At 61.0% G+C, this 24,391-nt stretch carries 23 protein-coding genes and 1 tRNA gene; 17 read left to right on the top strand and 7 right to left on the bottom strand.

Annotation, left to right across the window (positions count from 1 at the left end; all coding sequences use genetic code 11):
- Positions 1 to 3: 3 nt before the first annotated feature.
- From ctaD to CTATCC11996_RS09400, 3 genes are all read right to left on the bottom strand, one after another.
- Positions 4 to 1,644 (bottom strand): cytochrome c oxidase subunit I, encoded by a 1,641-nt coding sequence (ctaD, locus tag CTATCC11996_RS09410; protein ID WP_003075485.1) that lies wholly within the window; start codon positions 1,642 to 1,644, stop codon positions 4 to 6.
- A gap of 34 nt (positions 1,645 to 1,678) precedes the next feature.
- The gene (coxB, locus tag CTATCC11996_RS09405; RefSeq protein ID WP_003075483.1) at positions 1,679 to 3,253 is read right to left on the bottom strand and encodes a cytochrome c oxidase subunit II; all 1,575 of its coding nucleotides are present in this window, start codon (positions 3,251 to 3,253) and stop codon (positions 1,679 to 1,681) included.
- 579 nt (positions 3,254 to 3,832) lie between these two features.
- Positions 3,833 to 4,741 carry a class I SAM-dependent methyltransferase gene (locus CTATCC11996_RS09400; RefSeq protein ID WP_034348553.1) on the bottom strand — a complete coding sequence of 303 codons (909 nt, stop codon included), beginning with the start codon at positions 4,739 to 4,741 and terminating at the stop codon, positions 3,833 to 3,835.
- 90 nt (positions 4,742 to 4,831) lie between these two features.
- Between CTATCC11996_RS09400 and CTATCC11996_RS09395 the strand changes: the two genes are divergently transcribed.
- The 3 genes from CTATCC11996_RS09395 (at position 4,832) to CTATCC11996_RS09385 (ending at position 6,599) form a co-directional block, all read left to right on the top strand.
- Entirely contained in the window at positions 4,832 to 5,572 is a 741-nt protein-coding gene (locus tag CTATCC11996_RS09395; RefSeq protein WP_034348551.1) for a ComF family protein, read from the top strand.
- Positions 5,573 to 5,642: 70 nt separating this feature from the next.
- Positions 5,643 to 6,137: a tRNA (uridine(34)/cytosine(34)/5-carboxymethylaminomethyluridine(34)-2'-O)-methyltransferase TrmL gene (trmL, locus tag CTATCC11996_RS09390; RefSeq protein ID WP_003075476.1), complete on the top strand. Its 495-nt coding sequence runs from the start codon at positions 5,643 to 5,645 to the stop codon at positions 6,135 to 6,137.
- 87 nt (positions 6,138 to 6,224) lie between these two features.
- Positions 6,225 to 6,599, top strand: a complete 375-nt coding sequence (locus CTATCC11996_RS09385) for a DUF4148 domain-containing protein (protein ID WP_233506359.1) — start codon at positions 6,225 to 6,227, stop codon at positions 6,597 to 6,599.
- A gap of 103 nt (positions 6,600 to 6,702) precedes the next feature.
- Here the strand turns inward: CTATCC11996_RS09385 and CTATCC11996_RS09380 are convergent, their stop codons facing one another.
- The gene (locus tag CTATCC11996_RS09380; RefSeq protein WP_003071260.1) at positions 6,703 to 7,167 is read right to left on the bottom strand and encodes a MaoC family dehydratase; all 465 of its coding nucleotides are present in this window, start codon (positions 7,165 to 7,167) and stop codon (positions 6,703 to 6,705) included.
- A 132-nt stretch (positions 7,168 to 7,299) separates the two neighbouring features.
- Positions 7,300 to 7,932 (bottom strand): LysE family transporter, encoded by a 633-nt coding sequence (locus CTATCC11996_RS09375; protein WP_003075471.1) that lies wholly within the window; start codon positions 7,930 to 7,932, stop codon positions 7,300 to 7,302.
- Between the two features lie 204 nt (positions 7,933 to 8,136).
- On the opposite strand from CTATCC11996_RS09375, the gene kefC reads away from it, so the two are divergent.
- Positions 8,137 to 10,029 (top strand): glutathione-regulated potassium-efflux system protein KefC, encoded by a 1,893-nt coding sequence (gene kefC, locus CTATCC11996_RS09370; protein WP_003075469.1) that lies wholly within the window; start codon positions 8,137 to 8,139, stop codon positions 10,027 to 10,029.
- Positions 10,030 to 10,045: 16 nt separating this feature from the next.
- Positions 10,046 to 10,498 (top strand): DUF1841 family protein, encoded by a 453-nt coding sequence (locus CTATCC11996_RS09365; RefSeq protein ID WP_003075467.1) that lies wholly within the window; start codon positions 10,046 to 10,048, stop codon positions 10,496 to 10,498.
- 79 nt (positions 10,499 to 10,577) lie between these two features.
- Here CTATCC11996_RS09365 and CTATCC11996_RS09360 read toward each other — a convergent pair whose 3' ends face one another.
- Positions 10,578 to 11,240 (bottom strand): c-type cytochrome, encoded by a 663-nt coding sequence (locus tag CTATCC11996_RS09360; protein WP_034348604.1) that lies wholly within the window; start codon positions 11,238 to 11,240, stop codon positions 10,578 to 10,580.
- A gap of 116 nt (positions 11,241 to 11,356) precedes the next feature.
- On the opposite strand from CTATCC11996_RS09360, the gene CTATCC11996_RS09355 reads away from it, so the two are divergent.
- From CTATCC11996_RS09355 to CTATCC11996_RS09325, 7 genes are read left to right on the top strand one after another with little or no spacing between them, the layout of a single operon-like run.
- Positions 11,357 to 12,199, top strand: a complete 843-nt coding sequence (locus CTATCC11996_RS09355; RefSeq protein ID WP_003075462.1) for an AAA family ATPase — start codon at positions 11,357 to 11,359, stop codon at positions 12,197 to 12,199.
- A 30-nt stretch (positions 12,200 to 12,229) separates the two neighbouring features.
- On the top strand, positions 12,230 to 12,451 hold the full coding sequence (locus tag CTATCC11996_RS09350) for a hypothetical protein (RefSeq protein ID WP_003075460.1): 222 nt from the start codon (positions 12,230 to 12,232) through the stop codon (positions 12,449 to 12,451).
- 11 nt (positions 12,452 to 12,462) lie between these two features.
- Complete coding sequence (locus tag CTATCC11996_RS09345; RefSeq protein ID WP_003075456.1) at positions 12,463 to 13,065, top strand: GNAT family N-acetyltransferase; 603 nt, start codon at positions 12,463 to 12,465, stop codon at positions 13,063 to 13,065.
- Positions 13,066 to 13,083: 18 nt separating this feature from the next.
- Positions 13,084 to 14,271, top strand: coding sequence for a vWA domain-containing protein (locus CTATCC11996_RS09340; RefSeq protein WP_003071236.1), 1,188 nt, complete (start codon positions 13,084 to 13,086; stop codon positions 14,269 to 14,271).
- A 4-nt stretch (positions 14,272 to 14,275) separates the two neighbouring features.
- Positions 14,276 to 16,183, top strand: coding sequence for an autotransporter assembly complex protein TamA (locus tag CTATCC11996_RS09335; RefSeq protein WP_034348545.1), 1,908 nt, complete (start codon positions 14,276 to 14,278; stop codon positions 16,181 to 16,183).
- A gap of 2 nt (positions 16,184 to 16,185) precedes the next feature.
- The gene (locus CTATCC11996_RS09330; protein ID WP_003075452.1) at positions 16,186 to 20,430 is read left to right on the top strand and encodes a translocation/assembly module TamB domain-containing protein; all 4,245 of its coding nucleotides are present in this window, start codon (positions 16,186 to 16,188) and stop codon (positions 20,428 to 20,430) included.
- A gap of 57 nt (positions 20,431 to 20,487) precedes the next feature.
- Entirely contained in the window at positions 20,488 to 20,763 is a 276-nt protein-coding gene (locus CTATCC11996_RS09325; protein WP_003075450.1) for a hypothetical protein, read from the top strand.
- Positions 20,764 to 20,801: 38 nt separating this feature from the next.
- On the opposite strand, the gene CTATCC11996_RS09320 is transcribed toward CTATCC11996_RS09325, so the two are convergent.
- Positions 20,802 to 21,077 (bottom strand): metal/formaldehyde-sensitive transcriptional repressor, encoded by a 276-nt coding sequence (locus CTATCC11996_RS09320; RefSeq protein ID WP_003075449.1) that lies wholly within the window; start codon positions 21,075 to 21,077, stop codon positions 20,802 to 20,804.
- 71 nt (positions 21,078 to 21,148) lie between these two features.
- Between CTATCC11996_RS09320 and dmeF the strand changes: the two genes are divergently transcribed.
- The 5 genes from dmeF (at position 21,149) to CTATCC11996_RS09300 (ending at position 24,304) form a co-directional block, all read left to right on the top strand.
- A complete protein-coding gene (gene dmeF, locus CTATCC11996_RS09315) occupies positions 21,149 to 22,102 on the top strand; it encodes a CDF family Co(II)/Ni(II) efflux transporter DmeF (protein WP_003075447.1) in 954 nt (317 codons plus the stop codon).
- A 51-nt stretch (positions 22,103 to 22,153) separates the two neighbouring features.
- Positions 22,154 to 22,228: transfer RNA gene (locus CTATCC11996_RS09310), tRNA-Arg, on the top strand.
- Positions 22,229 to 22,389: 161 nt separating this feature from the next.
- Positions 22,390 to 22,614, top strand: a complete 225-nt coding sequence (locus CTATCC11996_RS09305; RefSeq protein ID WP_003075445.1) for a hypothetical protein — start codon at positions 22,390 to 22,392, stop codon at positions 22,612 to 22,614.
- A complete protein-coding gene (locus CTATCC11996_RS25875) occupies positions 22,596 to 22,769 on the top strand; it encodes a hypothetical protein (RefSeq protein ID WP_003075444.1) in 174 nt (57 codons plus the stop codon). Before CTATCC11996_RS09305 ends, CTATCC11996_RS25875 begins: the two co-directional genes overlap by 19 nt.
- A 227-nt stretch (positions 22,770 to 22,996) precedes the next feature.
- Positions 22,997 to 24,304 carry a hypothetical protein gene (locus CTATCC11996_RS09300; protein WP_042437689.1) on the top strand — a complete coding sequence of 436 codons (1,308 nt, stop codon included), beginning with the start codon at positions 22,997 to 22,999 and terminating at the stop codon, positions 24,302 to 24,304.
- Positions 24,305 to 24,391 lie beyond the last annotated feature (87 nt).

The following is a 24,391-nucleotide window of genomic DNA, read 5'->3' as shown; positions in this document are numbered from 1 at the left end:
TCCTCAACCGATCACCTTGGTGGCGGTTTCATCAAGCTTGGGAGGCGTCTCGAACGTGTGGAACGGAGCCGGAGAAGGCACTTCCCACTCCAGGCCTTCGGCCGCTTCCCAGGGCTTTTGCGGCGCCTTTTCGCCATGACCGCGCATCGCGGGCCAGACGACGAACAGGAAGAAATACACCTGCATCAGACCGAAGCCAAAGCCGCCCAGGGAGGCAATCATGTTGAAGTCGGCGAACTGCATGGGGTAGTCGGCATAGCGACGAGGCATGCCGGCCAGACCCAGGAAGTGCATGGGGAAGAAGGTGATGTTGAAGAAGATCAGCGAGCCCCAGAAGTGGATGCGGCCGCGCGTCTCGGAATACATCACGCCCGTCCACTTGGGCGACCAGTAGTAATAGCCGGCGAACATGGAGAACAGCGAACCGGCCACCAGCACATAGTGGAAGTGGGCCACCACGTAATAGGTGTCCTGCAGTTGGATGTCGATGGGCGCCATGGACAGGATCAGCCCCGTGAAGCCGCCCATGGTGAACACGAAGATGAAGCCCACGGCGAACAGCATCGGGGTTTCAAAGCTCATGGAGCCGCGCCACATGGTGGCCGTCCAGTTGAACACCTTCACGGCCGTGGGCACGGAGATCAGCATGGTCGCATACATGAAGAACAGCTGACCCGTGACCGGCATGCCGGTGGTGAACATGTGGTGCGCCCAGACGATGAAGGACAGGATGGCAATCGCCGCCACGGCATAGACCATGGAGGTGTAGCCGAACAGCTTCTTGCGGCTGAAGGCGGGCACGATCTGGCTGACGATGCCGAAGGCCGGCAAGATCATGATGTAGACCTCGGGGTGGCCGAAGAACCAGAAGATGTGCTGGTACATCACCGGATCGCCGCCGCCTGCAGGATTGAAGAAGCTGGTGCCGAAGTGACGGTCTGTCAGCGTCATGGTGATGGCGCCGGCCAGCACCGGCATCACGGCGATCAGCAGATAGGCGGTGATCAGCCAGGTCCAGGCAAACAGCGGCATCTTCATCAGCGTCATGCCGGGCGCGCGCATGTTCAAAATGGTGACGATGATGTTGATCGCACCCATGATGGAGCTGGCGCCCATGATGTGCATGGCAAAGATGCTGGTGTCCATGGACGGGCCCATCTGCAGCGTCAGCGGCGCATACAGCGTCCAGCCGGCCGCCGGCGCACCGCCGGGCATGAAGAACGAGCCCACCAGCATGATGCCGGCGGGAATCAGCAGCCAGAAGCTGAAGTTGTTCATGCGCGCAAACGCCATGTCGGAAGCACCGATCTGCAGCGGCAGCATCCAGTTCGCGAAGCCCACGAAGGCCGGCATGATGGCGCCGAACACCATGATCAGGCCGTGCATGGTGGTGAGCTGGTTGAACAGCTCGGGGTTGACGATCTGCAGGCCGGGCTCGAACAGCTCGGCACGGATCAGCATGGCCAGGATGCCTCCCACCATCAGCATGGTGAAGGAGAACAGCAGGTACATCGTGCCGATGTCCTTGTGATTGGTGGCAAACAGCCAGCGGCGCCAGCCCGAGGGCATGGCGTGATGGTCGTCGTGCCCATGGTCGTGACCATGGCCCTCGTGGGTGTGGACGGGAGGAACTACGGCGCTCATATTCTTTTCTCCAATCGGTCTCTATACCCGGGGCTTACTTCGCGACCGTGATGTCAACACGGCGTGCCTGCTGGTCCGCACCTGCTGCAGCCGTGATGGTCTCGGGCTTGCGCAGCTCGATGCGGTCACCCGCAACGCCGCTGTCCTCCAGCAGCTTGGCCACGGCCTTGGCTCGCTCCTTGGCCAGCTCCGCGTTCTTGTCGGCGTTGCCGGTGGAGTCCACAAAGCCCGACAGGGCAATCTTGCCGTCCTTGTGGGCCTTCCAGTACTCGGCCGCCTTCTTCACCGCAGCCTGAGCCTTGTCGTCCAGCACGCTCTTGCCTGTCTCGAAAAAGACCTGATAAGGGCCGGCGTCGCTGGCCGCAGCGGCTGCACCTTGCGCAGGGACGGCAGAGTCAGCAGCAGGAGCTGCGGGTGCCGCACTGCCTCCTCCTTCAGGGAACTTGCCGCCACGCGCAGCCACGAACTGGGCGGGCTGCACCAGCTGGCCGGTCTGGTTGCTCCAGTGGTTCTTGGCAAAAGTCACCACTGCGGCCAGTTCGGTGTCGCTCAGTTGCTTCCAGGCCGGCATGGCACCGTTGGCGCGGCCTTCGAGCACGGCATGCATCATGTCGGCTGTGGGGCCCAGCACCACGGGACTGCCGTCCAGCGGCTTGATGGGACCGGCCCCTTTGCCATTGGCCTGGTGGCAGGCTGCGCAGTTGGCCGCATAGACTTTTTCGCCACGTGCTACCAAATCGGCCAGCACCCAGACCTTGTTCGGATCATCAGCCTTGGCGGCCAGCTTCTTCTTTTCTCCGGCCACCCAGGCGCTGTAGGCTTCGGCAGACAGCACCTTCACATGGATGGGCATGTAGGCATGCTCCTTGCCGCACAGCTCGGCACACTGGCCGTAGTAGTCGCCGGTCTTCTCGGCCTTGAACCAGGTATCGCGCACAAAGCCGGGAATCGCATCCTGCTTGATGCCAAAGGCCGGCACCATGAAGGAGTGGATCACATCGTTGGCCGTGGTGATGATGCGCACCTTCTTGCCCACAGGCACGACCAGCGGGTTGTCGACCCTGAGCAGATAGTCGTTGGGCGCCTTGCTCACATCGCCGCTGTTGGACATCTGACGCTGGGCGTTGTCCAGCGTGGAAACAAAGCCCAGGCCTTCGCCCTCGCCGCTCAGATAGTCATAGCCCCATTTCCACTGGTAGCCGGTGGCCTTGATCGTGAGGTCGGCGTTGGTCGTGTCCTTCTGTGCCACCAGCACCTTGGTGGCAGGCAGCGCCATCAGAATCACGATGATGAAGGGAGCCACCGTCCAGGCCACTTCCACCTTGACCGATTCATGGAAGTTCGCGGCCTTGGCTCCCTGGGATTTGCGGTGCTTCCAGATGGAATAGAACATCACCCCGAACACCGCGATGAAGATCACCGTGCAGATGATGAGCATCATCCAGTGCAGCCAGTGCTGCTCCACGGCAATGCGTGTCACAGGCGGATGCAGATTGAGTTGGTTGACGGCAGGACCTCCCGGCAGATCCTGCGCCGCATAGGCCATGGAACTGCCCCACGCCGCCAAGGCCAAACTCCAGGGAACCAGCTTGGTGGAAATGTTTTTCATCGTTTTCACTTACCTCAAAGCCTCAGTTGTCCACTCGCTCACACCGCTTCCGCCGCTGCGGGCCAGAAGGCTGTGACACTCACACTACCTCGCGAACTTCAACGCAGCATGCCCCAGAATTTGATAGCACTGTCTGCGCGCATTCACTAATGCATGTACCGGAAACCCATGCCAATCGGCCTTGCGCAGGCAAGGCCGACCGGACTCGAAACTCGTACTGGCAAGCGCATCTCACGGCCAACGCCGGACATGGCTGAAACTGGCCTGGCAGCCATAACTGAAAACGGGGAGATGGGACGCTGCTGCACTTCGGCCACCGCCGGGCACAGGGATGCGTCAGCGCAGCAGGAGGCTGGCTTGAGCTGATGATGAAATGCGAAAACCGGCCGCTGTCGAACCCGCTGGCCAGTCCCTTTGGCAAAGCGAAACACCCGATATCTCCCCTGGCGGCTTGGGCCGCACTGTCTGTTTTCCTTCAGGCAGGAGAGAAGCCCGAAGGATTGCTGCTATCCATGAAATAACTTGGGGAAATTGTAGGCAGCTTTGTGTCGATTCAATGACCGGAAAACGACAGATGTGCTATCGCAAACCCGTGTTGCGGGGCTGCTTGAGCATGGCTTTCATGTCTTCCAGCGACACGGCGCTGTTGGCTTCCAGACGCAGCTTGGGCTGCGGTTTGTAGGCGTGGCCATAGACGATCTCGAAGGTCAGCGAAAGTTGGCCATCGGGCTGCTTGTCGGCCCAGCGCTCCGCCATTTTCTGCAGCAGCTCGGCCTTCCAGCCACGGCCGCGCAGGCCGGCAAAACGCCCGGGATGCAGATTGCGGCCCAGTTCGCGCAGCTCCTGCAACAGGCGCTGCGGCGTGGCAAAGGTCAGTGTGATGCGCTCCATGTCCATCACGGGCTCGGCAAAGCCCGAATGCACCAGCATGTCGCCCCAGTCATGCATATCGGTAAACGTATGACCTGCCGGGCCCCAGCCCAGTTCGGCGTAGAGCCCATGCAACTGCTGCACCGTATCCGGCCCGAGGCAGGAGAACATGACATAGCCGTCGACCTTGAGCGCCTTGTGCCAGCGCTCGATCAGCGTCTGCGGGTCGGCGGCCGTATGCAGCAGCATATTGACCCAGAGCATGTCCATGCTGGCATCTGCAGGCGCCCCCATCTGCACGGCAGCCCCCTTCCAGCGCGAGAGCTGCCACCAGCGGCTGCCGAGCTTGTCCTGGGCCACGGCCTCGCGGCGGGCTACGGGTTCATAGATCGTGCATTCCGCCTGCGGATAGCGCTCGCGCAGCAGATGGTGTGCCTGCATGCCGCCGCGAACCGGCTCCCAGTGGCACCATTTCTCAGGCGGCTTCACTATCCAGTCCAGGCGCTGCTGCATGCGGCTGGCCACCTCTTCGTGCAACCACGGGGATTCGGCCGGAGCGGACATTTGCCAATGGTTTGCAGCTGCAGAATCAATTGTTGGAGGCAGGACGTGGGACATGGGCAGACAAAAGCAGGCAGCAAGTCGAGCAAGCGAGCCGCTCACCAACTGCCGGAGTGAAGATCAATGCGGCGCGAGTATATTGATTCCATGCCCGACCTTCATGCGACATGGCTTTCACGCCTGCGCCGCCAGCAGCAGCGTTGGCTGGATGCCTTGCCCAGCCAGTGCGCAGTCTGTGGTCGCTGGCCGGGGCCACGCATCTGCCGCGACTGCCATGCCCGCTGGGCTCAGCACAAGCACCGCTGCCACAGCTGTGCCTTGCCACTGCCTGCTCTGGTCAGCCTCTGCGGCAACTGCCTCAAGCAACCACCCCGACTCAAGCGCTGCACCGCCGCGCTGGACTATGCCTACCCCTGGCAAAACCTCATCACACGCTACAAATTTCAGGCCGATCTGGGGTTGGCGCGCAGCCTGGGCAGGCTGATGGCCAGTCACCCCGAAGTCAGGGAGCAGTTGCGGGCCTGCGATGCCTTGCTGCCCATGCCGGCCTCCGCACAGCGCGTGCGCGAGCGCGGCTTTGACCACAGTCTGCTGCTGGCACGCTCCCTCTCGGAGCAATACGACAGGCCCTTGCCCTTGCTGAGCGAGGCTGTGCAACGCCAACATCTGGAGCTGCCCCAACATGCCTCCAGCCGGGAACAAAGACTGCGCCAGCTGCGCGGCATCTTCAGCCTCGCCCCGGCTCGGCAGGCTCTGGTGAAAGGACGGGAGATTTTGCTGCTCGACGACGTGATGACCACTGGTGCCACGCTGGATGCACTGGCAGGCTGCCTGCTGTCGGCTGGCGCGGCCTCGGTCAGCGCCGTCGTGCTGGCACGCACGCCTTGACCCATATTCGCCACTCTGGAACTGCGGAGGCAGCAGCGTGGGTAAAAGCCGGGCTGCACAATAGCGCCCCATGTTTCATATCGTTCTTGTGGCGCCCGAGATCCCTCCCAACACGGGCAATGTCATCCGTCTGGCCGCCAATACGGGCTGCAGCCTGCATCTGATCGAGCCGCTGGGCTTTTCCATGGAAGACCGGCATATGCGCCGCGCCGGACTGGACTATCACGAGTACGCCAATGTGGCCCGCCACGCCAGCTGGGACGTCTTCCTTCAAACCTGTCAGCCGCAGCGCGAGCGCATGTTCGCCATGACCACGCATAGCAGCAGTCCGGCCCATGCCATGGAATTCAAGGCGGGCGACTGGCTGGTCTTTGGTTCTGAAAGCAAGGGACTGCCACCAGAGGTGCGCGCCCAGTTCCCCAATGAGCAGCGACTGCGCCTGCCCATGCTGGCATCTCAGCGCAGCCTGAACCTATCCAACGCCGTGGCCGTGACGGTGTTCGAAGCCTGGCGCCAGCAGGGCTTCGTGGGAGCTGCCCTTGCGGAGCCCAAGACAGCTCTTTAAGTTCCCGCTTATTGTCTCTATTTTCGGAACAATAAGTTGCGCAACAAGGGGTTTTTCTCGCAATTAGATCGTCCTAAAGTACGACCCATGGACTTGCAGCCGACCGACGATATCCGCCAGGACTGCAGGCCCGATGTACCCAAAGGACGAATCATGAAATACGCCAACCGCCTCGCCATCGTTGCCACCCTGGCCATGTCCGCCGCCGCTGCACAGGCCGCAGGCTTTGACTTCACCGGCGATCACTACCCTCCCGAAGTGGCCTCTCAGTCCACCCTGACCCGTGCCCAGGTCAAGGCTCAGGTGCAGGACGCCATGGCCAAGGGTCAGCTGCAACCCGTTGGCGATGCCTATCTGCCTCTGTCCCAGCAACAGCAATCCAGCAACCTCAGCCGTGAGCAAGTGCGCCAGGAAACCATTGCCGCAGGCAAGGCCGGTTTGCTGGACAACTATGGCGAATGACGGCCTCTGCGCAGCACCCTGCTGTGCAAGGTGCGGCTCAATAGCAAAGCCCCAAGGCCGATGCCAAGGGGCTTTTTTCATGGCTTGAAGATTACGCCGCGAATCAGGCCGCAGCACCAAAACTGCGCGCCAGCGACTCAGCCACGCACACAGGCTTGTCGCTGCCCTCGCGCTCCACCGTCACCAGCCAGGTCATCTGAATGCCGGCCGGCTCGATGCGCTCCGCCGCCTGCAATGTCATGCGGGCCCGCAAGCGGCTGTTGACGGGCACGGGAGCCATGAAGCGCACACGATTGAGCCCGTAGTTCACCCCCATCTTGGCGCCTTCGATCTTGAACGTGCCTTCGAAGAACTGCGGCAGCAGGGACAGTGTGAGAAAGCCATGGGCAATCGGCGCGCCGAACGGTCCCTGGGCGGCGCGCTCGGGATCGGTATGAATCCATTGCTGATCGCCCGTGGCGTCGGCAAACATTTGAATCTGGGCCTGGGTGATGGTAATCCAGTCGCTGACGGCGACTTCCTGCCCAATCGAGGCCAGCACTTCGGAGTAGGAGCGAAAGGTTTTCATGCCCCCAATGTAGAAGCCCCCTGCCCTGCGCCATGTCTGACGCGGGACAAGGGGCTTACCCTAGATGATTCGATCAAATATGCCGCTAGCTCAATCTATTCATAAGCATGCAGCTATGCTTTTCAAAGCAGATCAGGCTTCACTGGAGCGCTGAACAAAAAACAGGCCTGTGCCTACTGCCATCAGCAGGCCGCCGAACACCCGGTTCTGGTTGCGCATGGCGCGTGCGCTGCGCATCAGGCCGCGCAAGGCGCTGGCACCTGCGGCATAGCTGTGCATCACAGTGGTGTCCACGGCCAGCATAGTCACGGCCAGAATCGCCAACTGAGGGGCCAGGGGACGACTGGTGGTCATGAACTGGGGTAGCACGGCGACCATGAAGATGATGCCCTTGGGATTGGTGGCATTGGTCAGAAAACCCGTCAGCACACGCTTTTTGAGACTGGCCTCAGGCACTGCCTCTTGCGTTGCCAGCGGCGAGCCACCCGAGCGCCACTGGCTGATACCCAGATAGATCAGATAGCCTGCGCCCACGATCTTGACGGCATTGAAGGCCCACTCGGATGCCATGAGCAGCGAGCCCACGCCTGCACCTGCTATCAACAAGATGAGCAGCAGCCCGAGTTGCAGACCCATGATGGTGGCGCTGGTCTTGCGCACACCGTAGGACAGGCCATGACTCATGGACAGCACAGCCCCCGACCCCGGCGAGACCGCAATGATCCAGGAGGCCACAAAAAAAGCAAACCAGGTGTGCAGATCCATACTCACTCCAAACGCCGATCTAAAGCGCCAGTCACAAAGCGCCTATCTTAAAAGTTGCGCTATCAACTTGCAGACGCATGGTTGACCAGGCGCTATAAGCACCAGGTAAACATTCGTGCCATTTTTCTTTCTGTCAAAAATCTGACGCCTGGCTGCGGGTGCCAAAATGGAATCTCTCTAGGGTTAACACCACATAACATTCCCATGGAACACGGCTCTCCCATCTGGCTGACTTACGGCTTCATCTATCTTACGGCGGCGGTTCTGGCTGTCCCCATCGCCAGAGCCCTGGGCCTGGGAGCCATCATCGGCTATCTGGGCGCCGGCATTGCCATGGGCCCCTGGGGCTTTGGTCTGGTGCGCAATGTGGACGACATCCTGCATTTTGCCGAGTTTGGCGTGGTGCTGATGCTGTTCGTGATCGGACTTGAGCTGCAGCCCAAGCGCCTCTGGGAGCTGCGCCGCCCCATCTTCGGCTGGGGCATGGCGCAAATGGCGGTCTGCACCGGCATTCTGTTCCTGGCTGCCTGGGCCTTTGGTCTGTCCTGGCGCGTCAGCCTGATTGCGGGCATGGGCCTGGCACTGTCGTCTACCGCTGTCTGCCTGCAGATCATGGCCGAGCGCAATCTGATGCGCACTCCCAGCGGACAGGCCGCCTTCTCCATCCTGCTGTTCCAGGACGTGGCGGCCATCCCCATCCTGGCGCTGATTCCGATTCTGGGCGCTTACAAGGCCGCCCATGCCAGCCACGGTGACAGCCATGTCTGGCTGGCCATTCTCAAGACCGTGGGCACGATTGGCGCCGTAATCATCGGCGGCCGCCTGCTGCTGCAACCGCTGCTGCGCTGGATTGCGCGCAGCAAGACCCCCGAGATCTTTACTGCCACCTCCTTGTTGTTGGTCGTAGGCATTGCCATGCTGATGACACAGGTGGGCCTGTCCATGGCGCTGGGCGCCTTCCTGGCCGGCGTGCTGCTGGCCGACAGCGAATACCGCAGCGAGCTGGAAACCAATATCGAGCCGTTCAAAGGGCTGCTCCTGGGCCTGTTCTTCATGGCCGTGGGCATGAGCATTGACTTTGGCGTCATCCTCCAGTCTCCCTGGGCCATGGCCGCCATGGTGACGGGCTTTATTGCACTGAAGGCAGTGATGATCTTCGGCCTGGCCAAATTCATGCAGATTCCCTGGCGCGAACGCCCTGTGTTCACGCTGATGCTGGCGCAAGGTGGGGAATTCGCCTTTGTGGTGTTCCAGACAGCCGCGCAGTACAAGGTGTTTCGCCACAGCGTCTCGTCCATGCTGGTCGCGGCCGTGGCTCTGTCGATGCTGCTGGGCCCGCTGTTGCTGGTGCTGCTGGACAAACTGCTGCTGCGCCGCTTTTCCACCATCAAGGATGAGGAGTGCGGCTCCGACAAGGCCAGAGAGATCTCCGAGCCTCAGGACTCGCCCATCATCATTGCCGGCTTCGGCCGCTACGGCCAGATCGTGGCTCGCGTGTTGCTGGCCCAGGGCATACGCCCGACCATCCTGGACCATAGCGTGGAGATGCTGGAGGCCGCGCAGATCTATGGCCACCGGGTGTTTTACGGCGATGCCACTCGCATGGACCTGCTGCGCATTGCAGGCGCAGCCAAGGCACATGTGCTGGTAATTGCCGTCGACACTCCCGAGCAGTCCCTCAAGATAGCCAGTCAGGTACGCAAGCATTTCCCCAACCTGGAGATCGTGGCCCGCACCCGGGATCTCAATCACTGGTTCCAACTGCGCGACCTGGGTGTGGAGCATGCCCAGCGTGAAGTGTTCGAGTCCAGCCTGATCTCGGCCCAGTCGGTGCTGGAACTGTTAGGTCAGAGTCCGGCCGAGGCCAAACGCATCACGGCACGCTTCAGGGAGCACAATCTGGCTCTGGCTGAGCGCATGTACCCGCATTACAAGGACAAGAACCAGCTGATTGCGGTGGCCAAGCAGGGACGCCAGCAACTGGTGGAGCAAATGGCCAAGGAACGTGCCGACCTCCTGGCTGACAGCGCAGAAACACCAGATACCGCCCCGGCCAGCGAGCAAGACCACAGTCCGGCCGACGCCCGGCAGCCGTGATACGCTGCGCGCCATCATGTTCAACCCCAGTCAAGCCGACGTACGGCGATTTTTTTGCGGTGTGCGCGCCAAGATGATCAGCGGCGCGCCCATGGAGGCCATCGAGACGCTGGCCAGCCTGTGGATAGACGAGCACCCAGAGTATTTCGATGAGCTCTCCGACGTGGATGCCGCCGTGGCGCGCAACTACGATGCGGAGACCGAGCGTACCAACCCGTTTCTGCACCTGTCCATGCATCTGTCCATCAGCGAACAGTGCAGCGTGGACTCGCCACGCGGCATACGCCAGGCCGTGGAACTGCTGACCAGAAAGCGTGATCTGCATGACGCCCATCACGCCGCGATGGAATGCCTCGGCCAGATGCTCTGGGAAAGCCAACGCTCGGGACGCCCGCCCGATGGTGAGGCGTATGTCGCCGGAGTTCAGCGTCTGGCCACCACCGACGGCAGTTTCAAAAGCAGCCCCTGAGGCGATGTGCCGCAGAGCGGCACTTCATGGAGACAAAGAAAAAGCCGTCTTCACGGGCTTTTTCTTTGTCGCAGCCGAGCTACTTCTGGCCCAGACGGAAGTGCGGCTGCGCCACCACCTGCATCTCGCTGTCCAGGCTGCCGATGTACTTGGCAAGTTGCTGCAGCTCGTCGTTCTTGAACTGCTTGGCAATACCCGCCATCACGCCATTGCTGCGCCCGATGAGCGGATTGCCATCGGTTTTGTATGACTGCAACGCGCGCAAGACATAGTCCGAATACTGCCCTGCCACCTTGGGGTAGGACGGGTCAATGGGCTTTGAAAAGCCTTCACCGTGACAGGAGAAGCAGGCACCTTTTTGCAGCAGCGCCGTGACAGCAGGGTTCGCCTCCTTGGCCTTGCCATCCTTGGCCTTGCCATGACCTGCATAGAAGGCCGCCACATCGGCCATGTCCTGCTCGCTCAGCGAGTCGGCAATGCCGCGCATGGTGGGGTGTTTTCGTTCGCCTTTTTTATAGGCATTCAGAGCCGAGACGATATAGGCCTCGTTTTGCCCGCCGATCATCGGCACCTTGTAAACCTCAGGGAAGCTGGCCTGATAACCGGTGATGCCATGACAGCCTATGCACATGGCGATCTTGCCTTCGCCGGCCTTTGCATCGCCCTTGACAGCCTGGGCGTTTGCCGCGCCGGTCACTGATGCGACAACTACTGCCAATACCGTGGTCCAAGTTTTTATCATTTTGCGCGCACAATCCTTCAAGAGTTCAGACGGGTGCTCAAATGCCTTGCTGCAGTGCAAACGATTATGGCAGTGAGAATTTCGCACGCTTATCAATACTTACGCTGATACCGCCCATGAAGTTTCAAGGTTCCGACAAATACGTGGCCACGCAAGATCTGATGCTGGCCGTCAACGCTGCCGCTACCCTGCAGCGCCCTCTGCTGATCAAGGGCGAGCCCGGCACGGGCAAGACCATGCTGGCCGAGGAAGTGGCTCAGGCGCTGGACATGCCACTGCTGCAGTGGCATATCAAGTCCACCACCAAGGCCCAGCAAGGCCTGTATGAGTATGACGCCGTAAGCCGTCTGCGCGATTCGCAGTTGGGAGACGAGCGCGTCAAGGACATTCACAACTACATCGTCAAGGGCGTGCTCTGGCAGGCTTTCACGGCAGAACGCCCCGTGGCCCTGCTGATCGACGAGATCGACAAGGCCGACATCGAGTTCCCCAACGACTTGCTGCGCGAAATCGATCGCATGGAGTTCTATTGCTACGAAACCCACGAGATGATCCGCGCCAAGCACCGCCCGCTGGTCTTCATCACCTCGAACAACGAAAAGGAATTGCCCGACGCCTTCTTGCGCCGCTGCTTTTTCCACTACATCAAGTTCCCCGATGCCGACACCATGCGCCAGATCGTGAACGTGCATTTCCCTAGGCTGCAGGGTGAGTTGCTGAGCGCCGCCATGAAGGTCTTCTACGATGTGCGCAATCTGCCCGGCCTCAAGAAAAAGCCTTCAACCAGCGAGCTGATCGACTGGCTCAAACTGCTGGTCGCCGAGGAGATCCCTGCATCGGCCCTGCAGTCCGAGGAAGGCAAGGTCAGCGTACCGCCCCTGGTTGGCGCACTGCTCAAGAACGAGCAGGATATGAGCCTGTTTGAAAAGCTGGTCTTCATGAACCAGCGCAACCGCTAACCTTCCTTAAGAACCGAGGAGACACAGCCCATGAGCACCGCACAACAACTGCTGCTGGAAGGCGGCTCCGACGCCATCGGCTTTGTGGGTGGAGCCCTGCTGGGCTGGGGCCTTTCCCATGTGCTGGGGCTTGACCTGTTTGCCCAGGGCTATGGTGCGGGCAGCATTGCCGCCATCGCCTTGGTGGGGCTTGGCGGAGGCCTGGGGCTCAAGCTGGCCCGACTCTGGCGCGGCAAGCGCAATCCACTTTGAGTGAGCGAGCCATGACTTTTGTAGAACCTGTGACCTTGCGCGACCGCGGCGTGCGGCTGGAGCCGCTGGCTCTGAGCCATGAGCCTGGACTGGCAGCGGCCGCTGCCGATGGAGAGCTGTGGAAGATACGAGTGACTTCCGTGCCCGAGCCTGGCGAAGTACGCAGCTATATCGAGGCCGCGCTGCTGGGCCGCGACCAGGGCCACCGCTTTGCGTTCGCCGTGCTTGACGATGCCACCGGCAAGGTGCTGGGCACGACCAGCTATCACGACATCGTGCCTGCCATTCGCCGTGTGGAGATTGGCTACACCTGGTATGCCAAAAGCGTGCAGCGCACCCATGTCAACACTTCGGCCAAGCTGCTGCTGCTGGCCCATGCCTTCGGTACGCTTGGCTGCCATGTGGTGGGCTGGCGCACGGACAACTTCAACTTCGCCAGCCAGCGCGCCATCGAGCGGCTGGGAGCCAAGAAGGATGGCGTGATTCGCGGCCATGCGCTGCGCCGCGACGGCACGATTCGCGACACCGTGATGTACAGCATGCGCAGTGGCGAATGGCCTGAAGCCCGTGCACAACTGCTCTACCTTCTGGAGCAACATGCACCCGCTGCATAAGCGCTGGAGGCATTTTTCATGCTGATCGATTTCTTCTATACCCTGCGCGCCGCCAAACTGCCTGTGTCGGTCAAGGAGTTTCTGGCTCTGCTGGAAGCACTGGACGCGGGCATCATCGGCCCCAAGAGCGAAGATCGCTGGAGCCTGGACGACTTCTACCACCTGGGCCGAACCATTCTGGTCAAGGACGAGAAGCACTACGACAAGTACGACCGCGCTTTTTCCGCCTATTTCAAGGGCGTGGAGATGCTGGCCGACCTGACCAAGGAAATTCCGCAGGACTGGTTGCAAAAGCTGTTGGAGCGCGAACTCAGCCCCGAGGACAAGGCCAAGATCGAAGCCATGGGCTGGGACGAGTTGATGGAGACGCTCAAGAAGCGCCTGGAGGAGCAAAAGGAGCGCCACGAAGGCGGCAACAAATGGATTGGTACGGGCGGCACCAGCCCCTTCGGTCATGGCGGCTACAACCCGGCGGGCATACGCATTGGCGGGCCGGGCCGCAACAAGAGCGCCGTCAAGGTCTGGGAGCAGCGCGCCTACCGCGACTATGACGACACCCAGGAACTGGGCACGCGCAACATCAAGGTCGCTCTGCGCCGCCTGCGCAAGTTTGCGCGCCAGGGCAGCGAACTGGAACTGGACCTGCCGGACACCATCCGCTCCACGGCCGCCAATGCGGGCTATCTCGACATCAAGATGATCCCCGAGCGGCACAACAATGTGAAAGTGCTGCTGCTCATGGACGTGGGCGGCACCATGGACGAGCATATACAGCGAGTGGAAGAACTGTTCTCGGCCGTGAAGAGCGAGCTCAAGCATCTGGAGTTCTATTACTTCCACAACTGTGTCTACGACTTCATGTGGAAGAACAACCGCCGCCGCTTTGCCGAAAAATTTCCGACCTGGGACATCATTCGCAAGTACAACAAGGACTACAAGCTGATCTTTGTCGGTGACGCGACCATGAGCCCCTATGAAATCCTGCAGCCCGGCGGCTCGGTCGAGTACATGAACGAGGAGCCCGGTGCCGAGTGGCTGCAGCGCCTGACGAATGCCTTCCCGCACTTTGCCTGGATCAACCCCGAACCTCAGGGCGTATGGCAGTACCGCCAGAGCATCAGCATCATCCAGCAGCTGATGGGGGACCGCATGTACCCTTTGTCGCTCAAAGGCTTGGAAGACGCCATGCGCATGCTGTCAAAATAGGGGCATGCCCCAGACCTTGCCCTTGAAAAAGCCGGCCTTGAGGCCGGCTTTGCTTTTGGGAGCCGCCTTGCTCCTCAGCGGCTGCAGCCTGCTTTCCCCCAAAGACAAAGAAGCCGAAGCCATGGGCATCGACACCAGCGGCCCCCCAGCCTTCACTCTGGAAGTCGATGCCCCCAAACAAGTCCGTGCGCTGCTGGAGCAGCATCTTGAACTCAAGCGTTTTCGCCACCAGCCCGATCTGCAGCGCCGCGAGCTGACGCGCCTGCTGGGCGCGACTGATGCCAACGTGCGCGAGCTGATAGGCACCCTTGGCTATTTCAGTCCCACGGTGACCGTGGAGCTGACCGATACTCCCGAGGAAGAAGCGCCGCGCAAAGTGGTGGTCAAGGTCGATCCAGGCCCGCCCACCATCATTGAAAAATCCGAGGTGCGTTTTACCGGCGTCAATGCCAGCGATGAACTGGGGACCTCGCAGCGCCTGCAGATCGAAGAAACCTGGCCGCTGCAGGCTGGCGAGCAATTCTCGCAATCGGCCTGGAGCAGCGCCAAGAGCGGTGGTCTCAAGGAGCTGCAAAAGCGCCGCTACCCGCTGGCACGCATAGATACCAGTCTGGCCGATGTGGATGCCGACACCAACAAGGCCCAGGTCAGCGTTAGCTATGCCCCCGGCCCTGCCTATACCTTCGGTCCGCTGCAGATTGATGGCGCCGAGCGCTACGACCCGGTGCGAACGGCCCGTATTGCGCGCCTTCCGGAAGGTCAGGAATATGACTTGCAAAGCATGCTCGATGCGCAGCAGCGCCTGGTCAGCAGCGGCTATTACGACTCGGTATTTCTCTCCCTGGCCGATTCGCCACAACAGGCCGCTACCGAAGCGGAGCGCGACGAGCAGCGCAAGAATCAGGGTGCAGCCATCACCTCGCCCGTGATTGCCAAGGTGCGCGAAGCCAAGCTGCAGAAATGGGTGTTCGGTGTGGGTCTGAGCACGGACACCGGACCTCGTCTGTCCATCGACCACACTTACAACAAGGTGCCCGGTCTGAACTGGCGCGCCGTCAGCAAGCTGCAGCTGGACAGGAAGAACCCGCTTATATCCACGCAGCTGGTCGGCCTTCCCGGAGAGAATCTCTGGCGCTGGTTTGCCAGCGGCAAGCTCGAGCGTGCGCCTGCAGGCGACTTCTACACCAACAGTGCACAGATGCGCTTTGGCCGCTCCAAGGCCGAGGACCGTATAGAGCGCAATATGTACCTGCAGTACGACTATGCCAAGACCCAGGGCGCAGGTGCTCCGCCCGGTGCTTCCTCGCTGCTGGCCAACTATGGCTGGACGGCCCGCTATTTCGACAACAATCTGCTGCCCACCTCCGGCTTCGGCCTGGCCCTGGAGGCTGGTGCCGGCACCACGCTGACGCCGCAGCGCTCGCCGTTCGGGCGCCTCACTGGGCGCTGGCTCAGCCTGATCCCGCTGGGCGAGCGCGACGAGGAAACCAGGCGCCACAGCCGTCTGCAGCTCAAGGCTGGAGTCGGCGCCGTCATGGCCAAGAAAGATGTGGATCTGCCCACCACCATCATGTTTCTGACCGGCGGCGACAACACGGTGCGCGGCTACGGCTATCAATCGATTGGCGCACGCACCGACAACGGCCGTGTGATTGCGGGCCGCTATCTGGCGATGGGCAGCGTGGAATGGCAGCGGCCCATCACCATCAAGGGAAATACCCAGGACTTCGAGCACGCCGTCTTCATCGATGCCGGCACCGTGGGCGATGACATCAACCGCCTCTACACCCGCGTCGGTTTTGGCACCGGCATTCGCTGGAAAAGCCCGGTTGGCCCAATTCAAGCAGATCTCGCCTGGGGCGCACAGGAGCAGCAACTGCGCCTGCACCTGCGTCTTGGCTTCACGTTTTAAGCATGGCAGAACAAAACACCTCCCCTCCCGCCAAGGCATCCTCTTCACCTCTCAAACGCCGCCGCTGGCTACGCGCGCTGGGTTGGACCTTTGCAGCGACCCTGCTCGCCCTGGTGCTGGCGCTCGGCAGCCTGCTGTGGTGGATTGGCAGGGACGACTCGCTCAACCAAACGCTGCAGCGTGTGGCCGGCTGGATGCCCGCAGACCAGACCCTGGTCGCCAAAGAGGTCACGGGCAGTGTCAAGAATGGCGGCCGCATCGGCTGGCTGCAATGGCAAAGCCCGACCATGAAGGTCGAAGTCAGGGAAGCTCAGATCGGCTGGCAGTTCAGGCCTTTGCTGCTGTCGCGTACGCTCAAGCTGGGCGAGGTTCATATTGCCGAGTTGCGCATTTCCAGCACCCCTGATCCCGACAAACCCGCCAGCGAACCGCTGCAGTCGCTGACCCTTCCAGTGAAGATAGAGCTGCCCTTCAAGGTCGATCAGATCATCTGGCAAGGCCCGCCTGAAGCCGTGGTGCAAGACCTTCGCGGTCGCTATGAATACACGGGCACGCATCACGAACTCAAAGTCAGCAGCCTGCGCTTTGCCCAGGGCGCCTACCAGGCCCAGCTGAAGTTGCAGGGCGCCGCACCCATGTCCTTGCAGGCCGAAGCAAGCGGTGATGTGCAAGTGCCCAATCCGCTGGACAAAAGCGATGATTCTGCCAACACCATTGCCGTGCAGGCCAGGGTGACAGCCGAAGGCACTCTGGCCACCGACGCGGCCAAGCTGGAGATCAAGGCCAATGCCAGCGCCGAGGCCTTCGGCTCCAGCGCAGACACTCAAGTAAAAACAGCTCTCGACCCCAAACTCAAAGGCAACCCGCAGCCCTCAGGCGCGAAGTCCGGGTCAGCAGCAGATGCCGCCCCCATGCAAGCGGATGTGGAGGCCAGCATCATGCCCTGGCGCAGCCAGCCGCTGCTGGCTGCCAAGGCCCAGCTCCGCAATCTCGATGTCTCGGCATTCTGGCCTCAAGGACCGCGCACCCTGTTGACCGGCCAATTGCAGGCTGGCCCCGACGAAACGGTAGCTGCAGCTACGGACCTGGAGGCTCAGCCCTGGAACCTGAACACCAGTTTCAGCAACTCGCTGCCCGGCCCCTGGGACCGGCAACGCCTGCCCGTGGCCGAGCTGATGGCCCGAGTCCATTTCAACGGCCAGCAATGGCAGGTCGACGACTCTCGTATCCAGATCGGCAAGGGCAATATCGCGCTCGACGGTCAGTTCACGCCGAGCACCCGGTTGTTTGAAGGCCTGGCCACGGTGGAACAGCTCAACCCGGCCGATCTCTACAGCACGCTGGAAGCCGCCCCTCTGGAAGGCGAAATCAGCGCCAAGGCTGTGCAAGCCGAGCCTGGCAGCGGCGATCCCGCTGCCAGCAAGATTGTGTTTGCCGCTAATCTGCAGGCAGCGGGCGGCAAGCGCGACAGCAAAGCCTTGCGCATTCAGACACTGGTGGCCAGCGGCCAGTGGCAGGCTCCGCTGCTGCAACTGGAAAAGCTGCAGCTGGAAGCCCTGCAAGCCAGCGTCGACGCCAGAGCCGTGGAGTTCAATACCGAAACCCAGCAGGCCAAGGCTCGACTCAAGGCTACGGCACCCGGTGCGCAGCTGAACTTTGACGGGCAGATGAGTCCTGCCAGCGGCGCTGTCCAAAGCCAGCTGCAGCTCAGCTCTATGAGCACGCTCACACAATGGCTGCGCAAGCTGCCGGGCGTCAAGGATCCGCTGGCCGGCGCGCAACTCGATGGCAGCGCAGATCTGCAACTGACTCTGAAGGGCGGTTGGGAAAATCTGCTCAAGCGCCTGAGCGCTCCCCATGGCGCGGCCATTCCCGCCAGTGGCTTGCAGATTCAGGCCAAGCTGCGCGCCGAGAAGATTCGCTATCTGCCTGCCGGCACCGCAGTCGACCAGGGCGCCGTCCTGCCTGCGCTGGCATTGAGCATTGACGGCAGCCCCGAAAATGCCAGGGTCGGCCTGACCGCACAGGCCCAGCAAGCGGGCAAGAGCATTCAGCTCGACACCGCTTTGCAGGCCGGTCTAGTCGGCGGCAAGGGCATGGCACCGCTGGACTGGCAAGCCAGTCTGGAAAAGCTGCAGGCCCAGCTCACACCCGACAAGAACAAGCCCGGCCCCTGGGTAGTGCAGTTGCAAGCCCCAGCCCCCGTGCAGCTCAGGCAGCGCACCAGCGGCAGCACGGTGCTGAGCACCGTCTATCAGTTCAGCGCCGGCAAGCTGCAGATCACGCCCCCGAAGTTGGGCATCAGACGTACCAGCAGCGAGCCACTGGCACCTGTACAGCTGGCATGGGATGAGGGCTCCGTCACCCGTACCGGCAGCGGCCAATGGGGTGTGCGCAGCGCAGGGCAGGCGCTTGGAATTCCACTGGCCTGGGTCGATGCCTTCAGCCTTGGCGATGACGAGCCGCCGCTGGAAGCAGCCGGCATTTCCGGTGACCTGAGCTTTAACGCACGCTGGAACCTGGACACCTTGGGCAAGGATCTCAAGGCCGATCTCACGGTCGAGCGCGCCGCAGGTGATCTGCGGCTGGCGGTGGACGATGGCTCCAGCACCACCGTCATCCAGACCACCGGCCCCACCGCCACACGCGCCGGCGGCACGCGCACGCGCCAGATCGGCGGCGCAGGCATGCGCTCGCGCATCAAGGATATACGCCTCAACGTGCAGGCCCAGGGCAGCCAGGTCAACGCCAAGCTACTCTGGGAGAGCGAGCGTGCAGGCAAGCTCAGTGCCGAACTGCGCACCCAGCTCAGCTATCAGCAGGACGGCTGGACGCTACCCGCCACGGCACCTCTGTCCGGTCAGTTACACGCCAACATGCCAGATATGGGACTGTGGGCCCTGTTTGCGCCACCGGGCTGGCGCATTCAGGGCACGCTGGCGGCTGACGCCAGCATCAGCGGCACCTTGCAGGACCCCAAGTGGCAGGGCGATATCAAGGCCGATGGACTCAATATCGTGTCTCTGCTCGATGGCGTGGACCTGCGCGACGGCATTCTGCGCGCCAAGCTGCAAGGCACCAGGCTGGACATCACCGAGCTGCGCCTCAAGGGCGGTAAGGGCAGCCAGGCACGCATTCTGGGCTATAGCGGCAACCTGACCCGAGCTCCCGAAGACGGCGGCCAGCTTACCGGTTCGGGCTATGCCCAGTTCACACCACCGGGTACGGGGGCTGAATCGGGCCTGAGCATGAATCTGCAGGCCAAGGCCAGCAAGCTGCAAGTCCTGGTGCGCGCCGACCGTCAGGTCAGCGTCTCCGGCGATCTGCAGGCCCGGCTGGAGCAGGGCCAGTTCACGCTGCGCGGCGACCTCAGCGTCGACAGAGCCTCCATCATCCTGCCCGAGGAATCCGCACCATCGCTGGACAAGGATGTGGTCGTGCGCTCGGCGGCATCGCGCAAGGCCGAAGAGGAAGAGCGCCAGCGTGCCGAGCAACAGGCACGCAAGGAGCAGGCCCGGGCCACGCCGCGCAAGGTGCCCGACATTCTCGTCAAGCTCGACATGGGCCGCGACTTTGCTCTGCAAGGCTTTGGCATCACCACGCGACTGCTGGGCCAGCTTGAAGTGCGAGGAGCCAGCTACATCGGCGGCCCGCCCAGCGTGACCGGAGAAATCCGTACCGAGGAAGGCCGCTACCGTGCCTGGGGACAGTCGCTGAATGTGGAAACCGGACTGATACGCTTCAATGGCCCCTACAACAACCCCTCGCTGGACATACTGGCGCTGCGCCCGAATATTGCCGTCAAGGCCGGTGTGCAAGTGCTGGGCACAGCCAGTGCGCCACGCGTGCTGCTGTATTCGGACCCGGCTCTTCCCGATGCAGAAAAGCTCTCCTGGGTGGTCATGGGACGCGATCCCGCCTCTGGCGGGGCCAGCAGCGCCTTGCTTCAGCAGGCCGCCATGGCCCTGCTGGCTGGTGGCAACAGCTCAAGCGGCAAGATTGCGGGCAGCCTGGGGCTCGATGAAGTCGGCTTCAAGGGCGGCGGCGACGGCACGGATGCTGCAGGTGCTGCGCTGACCATGGGCAAGCGCATCTCGGACAAGCTCTACCTGACCTACGAGCAGAGCCTGTCGGGAGCCATGGGCATCATCTACATCTTCTACGACCTGTCGCGCAGCGTCACCTTGCGCGCTCAGACCGGCATGACCAGCGCCATGGACATCGTGTATACCGTTCGCAAGGATTAAGCATGAAATATGCCTATAACCATTTACTGTTAAGCGATAACAGCTATCAATCCTGAAATGCCACGCAGCCGCACCACGCTGGAGCAAGCCGCCGGCAAGCTCATACTTCGCATCCAGCAGGAATGGATGCAGGAGCTGGGCGAGCCCGCAGCTGCAGACAGCGAGCAAGTCATGAACCGCGCCCATGACTTGCTTGTGGCCGCATCGGCCGGCCGGCTCGACCAGGGGCTGCAGCAGCAGTCGATTGAAGAATTTCTGGGCAGGGAATGGCTACGCAGCCATCCTGCGGTGCAGCCATTCGTCAATGCTCTGACCGAGCAACTGCAGTCCTGATCCATCTATACAGGCCCTCAGCGGCCTGCTGCCACGCCTTATTTGACGTAGGAACGCAGCACCTTCACGACCAGCTCCAGGTCCTGCTCACGCTGCTCGGCCGTCGCAGCCTCGGCCCCCAGATGCTCGCGCACATGGCCTTCGAGTAACTCCAGCATCAAACCATTGACGGCCCCGCGCACAGCCGCCAGTTGCTGCAGCACCACGGCACAGTCCTGCCCTTCTTCCAGAGCTCGCTCCAGGGCCTGTGTCTGCCCCTTGATACGGCGAATGCGCGCGAGCAGTGGCTTTTGATTCGAAACGGTATGCGACATAAGCAGGAATTGTAGTCCTCATGCCGGCATGGAAAATATACTGGGGTAGAGTATATGAAAACATACCAATCATGACCTCATACACCAACTCCACACTGACCCGGCAGCACTCCCACAGCTTTGACCAAGGCAATCCGCTGGGTGAAAAAAACGCCAAGCTGGCCATGTTGCTGACGCTGGCCATGATGGTGCTGGAAATCACTGCAGGCTACTACTTCAACTCCATGGCCCTGCTGGCCGATGGCTGGCATATGAGTTCACACGCGCTGGCGCTCGGTCTATCCGTCAGCGCCTATGCCGCTGCGCGCAAGCTGGCCAATGACAGGCGCTTCAGTTTCGGCACCTGGAAGATAGAAATCCTGGCGGGCTACACCAGCGCCATCTGCCTGCTGCTGGTTGCCGCCCTGATGGCCTTTGAATCCATACAACGCCTGCTCTCGCCTGCCGCCATTCACTATCAGCAGGCCATAGGCGTGGCAACTCTTGGTCTGTTGGTCAATCTGGCCTGCGCCTGGCTGCTCAAGGACGGAAACCACCATCACCACGGCCATGAATCGCACCACGATCATCACCATGGACACGACCATGCGCACGGCGACCTGAACCTGCGCTCCGCCTATCTGCACGTGATTGCAGACGCTGCCACATCGGTCATGGCCATCGCAGCGTTGCTGGGCGGCATGCTCCTGGGCTTTGCCTGGCTGGATTCGGTCATGGGCCTTGTCGGCTCCGTGATGGTGGCAATATGGGCCTCAGGCCTGCTGCACGATAGCAGCCGCGTGCTGCTCGATGCCGAAATGGATGCTCCCGTCGTGGAAGAAGTGCGTGAAGCTGTTGCACAAGGTCCGCACCCCGTCAACATCACAGACCTGCATGTCTGGCGTGTGGGCAAGAGCCACTATGCCTGCATCATCGCGGTCGAGGGTGCAGCTACGGTCACCCCCGACTACATCCGCCAGCTGCTGTCGGTACACGAAGAACTCACCCATGTCTCCGTCGAAGTCAACCGCGCAGAGCCGGCATAAATAAGTCGGTTGGAATCCGCAGGCTGACAACACGGGTAGAATCCAGCGTCCCTCCCCGTAGTTCAATGGATAGAACGGTCGCCTCCTAAGCGACAGATACAGGTTCGATTCCTGTCGGGGGGACCATTTCCTAGTCCGGTAGCTTCCAAAGGCTTCCGGACTTTTTTATTTCTCCGCTGAAAACGGCCTTTTTCTTTCCACTGAAGTCCATCAGAGTCCAATGGCATCCACGCATATGTGGGGGTACATTTGGGGGCATGCTTTCAAAAATTGGGGGCACATTTCATTTGTACCCCCAAGGCGCTCTGCAGGATGTACCCCAAGGATCCGGGCCAGATACCCGTTCCAGCGTGGTGGCCGGCATCAGCGGCCGGGCCAAGACCTTACGCCAGACCTATGCCAATGAGGCGGACGCCCTGGCCGCAGCCCGTGCCGAATGGCTGCGCATTCAGCGCGGCATTTACTCGTTCGACATCACCTTGGCCTATGGCCCATGCCCCAGCGGCCGGTGATCGTCAGCGGCTGGAAAAAGCAGATTGATGAGACCGTGTGGATGGTTACCGCCGTGCGCCACAGCCTGAGCAGCAGCGGCTACATCAGCCAGCTGACTCTGGAAACGCAGCAGAGCGAGGGCGTGGAGGGCGGTGATGAAGCGGAGGACAAATAACCGTCAGAGGTAGGTTTCATCTGCTCCACATTCTCTGTAAACGAGTTAGTTATTGCTATCAAGCAATAGAACCAACGATACTCCGCCCGCTTCAGTTACAAATGAACACATCCATGGATAAGCACCATTGCGAAATGACGCGCCATCTGTGGCTAGCGGGAGTGCTTCTAGTTTGCTGCTGACAAAAATTCATCGGCAGTTTGAACAGATCATTAATGGGGAAATAAATGAAGAAGATCACAAACAAGGGAATTGCTCAAATCGCCTTGAGCGCAATCATGGGAGCAGTACTGGTTGCATGCGGCGGTGGCGGTGGCGGAGACAGCGGCAATGCAGGTAATCCAGCCCCCAGCACAACGACTGCCAGCGGCGTAGCTGCAGTGGGCGCTCCGATCGTGGGAGGCACTGTCACCCTGAAATGTGCTTCGGGGGCTACAGCGACGACAACCACCGGCACTGACGGCACCTGGAAAGTTTCCCTCAAGAGCGGTGACTATCCATGCGTAATCCGAGTGGATGGTGGTCAAGCTCACGGCCAAGCTCTGGCCACGCCCCTGCACTCTGTGGTTGCAGGCTCTGGTATCTCCAACATCACACCGCTGACCGACCTGATGGTCGGGATCCTCAGCAACAGCAAGCCCAACGCATGGTTTGACTCTGCCAACAATGGGGATCTGGGCAGCAAAATCTCTGCTACAGCTTTGGCCAGTGCGCAAGACAAGCTCAAAGAGACTCTGGCCAGCCTGCCCGGAAAGCCAGCTCTTCCCGATGGTTTCAACCCTGTGACCAGCGCATTCAATGCTCAAAAGGGCGATGCAGGTGATGATCTGCTGGAGAGCTACGGCGCAGCACTGACCTCCACAGGGCTCACACAAACAGAAGCTGCTGCAAGCGCTTCTGCAGGCAAGCCTCTGACTCAGGGTGCATTTGCGGGTTCCATGTTCACCACTCGCAATATGCTGACATTCCGTGCCGGCGGTGCGCTCACCCATGGCGGGGACTATGTGCTCTCCATCCCCGACCCCAAGCGCGGGCTCTCTACTGCGAAGATCACCATGAGTTCAGACGGCAATGTGACTCAGGTTGGCCAGCCTCTGCGCAACGTCGTCAGCTTTCTGAGCAATCGCTTTGCACAGTACTGCCAAAGTGAGCCGTACTCGGTCCACTATGCTTATATTTCTGATGACTGGACCCCCGTAACTGACAGCAATGAGCTGGTCGGCAAGATCTTCCGTGAATATGAGTATTGCCAAGACACTGGGTTCACCCAGTTCCATTCCGACGGCTCTTTCACGTACACCCCATACGGTTCAAACGCTCAGCCAGAGTCTTTGCTTGGCTTCTCAAAGGCGTTTACTGGCGAAGGGATGGAAGACCCCAGAGAGGACGCAGTGGTCAAAGCTAAAGCCTTCAAAATCACCATCAACGGCAAGACAACCTACGCCTATGTTGCAGTGGCCACATCCAAGAATACGAAACTTGATTTCGGCGAAGGCAACTACGTGACCATGGGTCTGTCTCAAGACCTGAACTGATACCGATAAACGGCACAAAAAGCGATGTGGGCCCAAAGCCACATCGCTTTTTTTGACTTTCTAGAATTCAACGACGTTGCCAATGCC

Source organism: Comamonas testosteroni ATCC 11996 (genome assembly GCF_000241525.1).
GTDB classification, from domain to species: domain Bacteria; phylum Pseudomonadota; class Gammaproteobacteria; order Burkholderiales; family Burkholderiaceae_C; genus Comamonas; species Comamonas testosteroni.
The sequence above is the reverse complement of the archived record's forward strand: the minus strand, read 5'-3'. Positions and strand labels throughout refer to the sequence as shown.